This window comes from Aquaspirillum serpens DSM 68, assembly GCF_000420525.1.
Lineage (GTDB): Bacteria > Pseudomonadota > Gammaproteobacteria > Burkholderiales > Aquaspirillaceae > Aquaspirillum > Aquaspirillum serpens.
This window is the reverse complement of sequence record NZ_ATVC01000031.1, coordinates 24,166-30,325: the sequence shown is the minus strand read 5'-3', so window position 1 is coordinate 30,325 and position 6,160 is coordinate 24,166. Positions and strand designations below refer to the sequence as shown.

5 protein-coding genes are annotated in these 6,160 nt (G+C 46.6%); all 5 read right to left on the bottom strand.

Annotated elements, in window-relative coordinates; genetic code table 11:
• The coding region (locus G465_RS0107565) for a transposase (protein WP_022653884.1) at positions 1–544 on the bottom strand (544 nt) is incomplete at its 3' end.
• Between the two features lie 179 nt (positions 545–723).
• Positions 724–3,477, bottom strand: a complete 2,754-nt coding sequence (locus G465_RS13960; protein ID WP_052165420.1) for an Hsp70 family protein — start codon at positions 3,475–3,477, stop codon at positions 724–726.
• 261 nt (positions 3,478–3,738) lie between these two features.
• Complete coding sequence (locus G465_RS0107555; RefSeq protein ID WP_022653882.1) at positions 3,739–4,551, bottom strand: hypothetical protein; 813 nt, start codon at positions 4,549–4,551, stop codon at positions 3,739–3,741.
• Between the two features lies 1 nt (position 4,552).
• Entirely contained in the window at positions 4,553–5,371 is an 819-nt protein-coding gene (locus G465_RS0107550) for a hypothetical protein (RefSeq protein ID WP_022653881.1), read from the bottom strand.
• A 40-nt stretch (positions 5,372–5,411) separates the two neighbouring features.
• A complete protein-coding gene (locus G465_RS0107545) occupies positions 5,412–6,140 on the bottom strand; it encodes a hypothetical protein (protein ID WP_022653880.1) in 729 nt (242 codons plus the stop codon).
• Positions 6,141–6,160: the final 20 nt, after the last annotated feature.

Genomic DNA, 6,160 nt, shown 5'->3' with positions numbered 1-6,160 from the left:
TGGCCGATGCGCCATATTGAACAGGTTTGGCTTCGGTTGGGCATTTGACCACTACGTTGAGATACCAGCGACCGCGAGAGTCTTCGTTAAAACTACCTGCTCGGAATTCAAACTTCGAGAGGCCGTAAGAGTCCCACAGGCCAATGTTCATGCCTTTAAAACGAACTTGGCCGTTTTTGTAAGTCAGGGCTTTGGCTTTGAACGGAATCCAGCCGAGTGAATATTTGGGAGATTTTTTGTGACTGACACGCCAATTTAAGCGTTGTTTTTTGAACTGCCGCAGTCGAGTGGCAAATTCTTCGCAAACCACCTGAACCGTGGTTGAACCAATACTCACCCCTTCACACTTGCTGAAACCACTGGTGAGTTTTTGCAAATCAAACCCTGACAGCCAAACCTTTGGCTTGTTGGTATAACGCCGCAAACTTCGATACTGGGTTTCGTTGCAAAAATTCCACACCGTATTCACATCACGCGCCATCGCCAGCAACACTTTCGCGTGCTTGTCTTTGATGCGCAGTTTCAGTGTTTTGACGGTTTCCATGTAATGAACTATAACATCCTGCGGAAATACATCGAAGAACAACAAGAACCCCATTGGACACCTTCGGCGTCCGCGCTCTTGACCTCGGGCTGAACCCCGAGGCTTTGCGCGCATTGGGTAATCAAACCCAAAAAATCCCCGCCCAGTTAGCCAATACAGTGAAAGGGCGGGGAGCCCGATTAAATCGCATCTAAATTCAGCGTTCGCACATCCAAACCTTCTTTATCTAAATCGCTTTCTTCTAATACTGCGGCGAGGTGTAGGACAGAAGGAGCGACGGCTTTAGCGAATACACGACCACCAGCAGGGGCGGCGGGGAAGTCTATGCGTTGGACTTTTAGCTCGGGATCGCCCTCGGCTAGGCCGGTGTGGGCGCGGGGGCTGTTGGTCGCGCTGAGGTAGAACACGCCATCTTGCAAGCGTCCGATTTCGTGCCATGTGCCATAAGATGAGCGTGGCGACAACTTCGACTCTAACTGACCGCGCCGCATCCGTCCGACAAACCATGCGAATGGGGCTTGACCTTCGTGTTGAGCGTGAACGTGGTTTTTCAGCAGGATATTCTTACCCGGGGAGACCCGCAGCAATCCCAAAGCTACACCGGTTTTAGCGGTGGGGGCGTGAGGTTTGCTTTCATCCATCGGCAATGGTTCGTGAACGATGACTTTTGGCACTGGTTTACCATCACCAAAGACTTTTATTAAAGCTTCGTTGAGATTTTCTTCTTCAAAAAAGGCTTTGACATGGCGCGAACGGCTGCCATTGCCGGCTAATAAAATATGAATCGGTGTATCTTTTGGGAACGATTCATTTACCATTGCCAATTCCACCAAGAAGGCCTCGCCGCCACGGAAGATGCGCTGTTGCAGTAATGTTTCTAGGGCTTCTGCATTGATTGCAATATCACAGCGGATTTTCTCTCCATCAGTTTTGATCAAATCCATTTTGATTTGACTTTCAAGTAATGATCGGGCGTCTTCGGTATTGGCTTCCAAAAATGGCCGCAGTTTGGCTGCGAGCATCACGGTGTTGGTTTGTGCGGCTTGGGTTTTGGCTAAAAATGCTTCGCTGCCGGAAAAGGGTTGTGCATCCAACGGTTGAGTGAATTGAATGCGATGTTTACGCAATTCATCCAAGTTTTGGCAGAAGGTGTGATACACCAAATGTTCCAGCAGGTTTTCGCCACCTAGGAAATTGTCACCACCACTCGCCAAGTGTTCAAACACCTGTTCATAACCTTGGTCGTCTTCATCGTCATTTGCCCAGCGCAAGAAGCCAAAATCAAAGTCAGTTGTGCCACCGCCAAAATCAAACACCGCATACGGCACCCCTTCATCCGTTGGTTTGACATCAAAATGGGCTAATGCGGCGGCGGCATAAGCCGCCGGTTCGCTGGCTAAATCATTGACTTCAAATTCGTTTAATACTTGTGGATGGTTGTCGATTAGCGTTTGCGGCAGGCTGCGCTGTAGGCCTCGGCGGAAACTGGCCAAAATCCGTTCTTTGACCTCTTTGGGATATTTGACGGGGAAGCTCAAATAATATTTGAGGAACAAGCCACGTTCGCGGTGGTTGATGGCCATGCCCAAGTACCACGCATATAGCTCAATTGGGTCGAAGGCATCGTTTTTGCTGGCTTTCAATGGCTGGCCGCGTACGGGATTGCGTTCGCTGTGTGGAGGCAATTCAATCTCGTGGCCTTTGCGGTCGGTCATACGGATACGATGTTGTTCCGAGCGCAATGCCCATTGTTTTAGGCGCGGCAAGATGCTGGCTAAAATTTCAGTATCGCCTTCATTGTCACGGAAATTCGCTTGTGCCTCATGTGCGGCGCGCATCCAATCCCAATTTAACGCCGGTCGGTAGGCTTTTTCTGTCCATGCGGCAGAAAACGACGCGAAATCGATGCATTCCAATACGGTAGGGTTTTCAAAATCGCTGGCTTTGACAGGTTGGTAAAAATCTCGCACACCAATACGCAACAATTCGCGTTGGCCGGAACGGGTATCCATCGCTACTACCGTGCTGCTAGTACCAAAGTCAATTGCTATCGCCCGCCGTTGAACATCCTGTAGTGGATCTCGTGCTATGGGATTGATGTCCTGCCATTTTTTTTCTTTTGCATCCCAAAGCTCCCACAAGCCTTTATTTGGATCACAAATTTGCCCTATATCAATTTTTGGTAATCTGCATGGGATGTAATCCAATAAAGTTAATGGGTGATTTTCATTTTTTTCTAATTTATTTGAAATATTGGGAGAGGTTTCAGAGTTTGGATTAACTATGGTAGGCGATGGGGTGAGGTCTTCAGATAATTTGTTGCGGAATAACTGCCACAAATTAAAAAATTTACTCGGATTGAGTGTGAGGCCTTTGCCTTCTGCTTCTTGTAGCGTGACACCTTCAGCTAGCCAAGTGGCTAATAGCTTTTCATCAGAAAGCCCTTGGAGGCGGGTATCTGGTCTGTTTGGTGTAAAAGTTTCGCCATTTGGGGCCATCAGTTGCCAAGAGCGATCAATCAGGTCGAGTAGTATTTCGGCATCAGAACGAGTGGCCCAGAGTGAGTGAGTAGAGAAGATAATACCGTTCGATTGATTAATCGTGAAGTCTAAATTATGAACTTTGCAAGCACCTTCATTGGTTAATAACCAATAAATGCTTTGATTGTTTATGGATAAAAATCTGTGTGTTTCGTCCATTTTGTGTGGGTTTTGTTTTTTGGTTACAAACGTTTTCAGTTGTTCCACGTTCGGTAACTGCCAACCTTTTAATCCAGCCCATTGGCCTTCTGCAACGATTTTTCTGCCTTCGGTAGTAGAGTAATAATGATTGCTGGTGTCAGTATTCCACAGCAGCCGTGTCGCGGTGTGTAGTGTGGCGAGGTTGGTGTTACTGTCTGGTTTATGTAAAAAAACAAAAGAGTGTTTTCTCAAAAAAACAAAGGGGTATTCTCTCAAAAAGACAATTAGTTTATGAATTAAATTATCAAAATCTATATAGCATGTTTTTGTTTGTTGGTCGAAAAGTGCAGTAGGTTCGGATTTTGACTGGGGTTTGATGTACCAGAAACGTGACTGGGCCAGTGTTTGGGAGAATTTCTGCACGTGGTGGGCTTCAAAAGAATGGGGGGAAATTTGAGTCATAGCATGTTCCGGATTTTTCAAAAAGGGATAGGGATTGACAAATTATTTTTCTCAGCGTGTGCCAACCACGGCTTTATTTTTATTCACAGGCACGCCTTTACTATCAGCAAAAGTAGGCAAATACATTTGAGCGACAGTCTCCCCAGTTGGGGTATGTTTAAAGCGGATGTGATTATCGAATAAGAATGGCGTATTGGCGGCGACATCGATCAATTGATAAGGAAGATTCGGCCAGTTGTGGTTGAGCCATGTGACTGCTGCATGTAACAAAGCACGTTCTTCAGCATCAATCGGGCGGTTGTCTGCTTCGCAGCGATCTTTTAATGCACTCCACAGGCGGCTGACATCGTCGGGAGAAGACAACACTGCCACCATCCGGATCAGGGCTTGGGTGTCGTCATCCGGTAAATCTGTCAACCCTAATGCCTTAGCTAAGGCGCGATCGCGGCGTAAAAAAGCTAGCTCGGCTGGTACGCTGTTAGCACGTTGTAATTGCTCTTGGCACTCATCTAGCTTGTCTTTGCATTGCTGCAATTCATTCTGTAATTTCTGGCGGTCTTGTGCCCATTGTTGTTGGGCGTATTGGTGTTCGCGTTGTTGTGCTAAGTCGCTGTTGCCGGTTTGGGCGTGGGTTTCCGGCAAATGCGGTGCAGTGTAGGTCTGGGTGTGCCCATCAACCGCCTCGGCCACCAAAGAACGAATCAGGTTTTGCAGCGGCGCGAAGTTTTCTAGCAACAAACGGAGATCGGCTGCCGTCATTTCTTTGTCACAGGCCCAAGCAGGAACTGCATCGTTCCATGAGTCAGTTAATTCAGTTAGGCGCGTTTGATCTTTTTTATCCAATCCTATTTTATTTTTCGACATTTCAAATACTCTCTAATTCGGCAATGTGGCTGCGCATTTCAGGGCGCAAGCTGAGTTTTTGATATTGCGGCAGTTGTTGAACAAAATTCACGATTTGCAATTGCGATTCCTGTGGCAAACCACGGAATCGGCGTTGCAAAGTGCGCAAAGTTTCTTCGCTTGGTTCGGGGTAGGGATTGGGAATATCAAAAGGTTCGATTCGCCCACACAACAAAGCTAAATCCGCCGGACCTAAAACCGTGAATACCCGAGAATATAACGCCGGTAAAAAACTCAACAGCCGTTCGGTATCGATATATTCAATCGCAGCATTTTGCGTGCGTAGCTGTTCATTTTCACGTCTGAGACGAGCGCGTTCTTGCTCCAAACGCTCCGATTCGCTTTGGTGTTCCTTCAACAAGGCCTCTTGCATTTGCTCGCGTTCGCCGTCTTCTTCCAAAGCCAACAGCCAAGGAAAAACCCGCGCTTCGATCAACGCAACATCGGCCAAATCTGGTGCGGCGCTCAAAGCAAAACGCTCCGCCAGCCATTCCCAGCTCAACCCCTGCATCACTGGCGCAGTGTCAGTAAAAAGCTGGGGAGATGCCGCCGCCCAAAGGGAGCGGCTGTCTGCATTGAATAACCAATGAACATGGCTCAGCGTGATGCCATCATCGGCCAACCGTTTCAACACATCGCGGTAAGCCTCGACCAAAACTGCTGCTGAATTTGCCTGAAAACAGTCTTCTGCCTGAATTTTGCACCGAATCGGCGCTTTTTTTGGCTCAAGTCGCCAAGCTACCAGCGTGTTTTTAGCCAACAAAAAAACAATTGCATTCATGGTGAGTTATTTTTCTTTAATCTAAAAATGTCTTGAAAAATTATGTGGCTGAATCAGGGTTATTTCTCGCTTCAACTTGTTTACCTAATTCCACCCATTTTTCGCGGGCACTGTCTAAAGCGTCGTGTAAATCATCTAGCTTTTGACCACTCAATGGTGTGCCATCAGAATCAACAGCTAATTTCTTTTCAAAATTACGGCTCTCACCTGCTGCGAGGTTTTTGTCTAAATAAGACAGCACATCCCCTTTCAAACTGTCTGTTTTAAGCAAACTTTCCATTCGTTCTGGCGTAAAGTATGCAGGATTGGCAATAGGTAATAACCAAATTCCATTGAGACTACCTCGTTCAGCATTAAATTTATCTTCAACAGCCAATGTGCTAACCCCTAAACCAGAGACAACTTTAATCACATCACTGGTTTTAGAACTAACGTCAGGATCAATGTTAAAATTTCGCAAGGAATCCATGTACTCGTCAAAATTTTTGAATTTGTCTGGCGTGATGCCTTTTTCTGCTGCCTGCAATGCACGGTCACCCAAATCCTCAACTGTCTCTCCTGCCTTAAAAATACTTAAACTTTGCAAAAAAACACTGGCAAAGCGACAGATGGTATTCAATGTTTGGTTTGAAGTTGTAATGATTGGAATCACGCTAGGCGCTACTTTTGCAACAAAAGATGATACCTCGCTGCCGACCTTAGAAACCGCATTGCAAACACTATCAACAACACTGCTACACAAACTTCCAACGCTGCTCCAAAATCCCATTTTCTAATCCTTCCAATTAA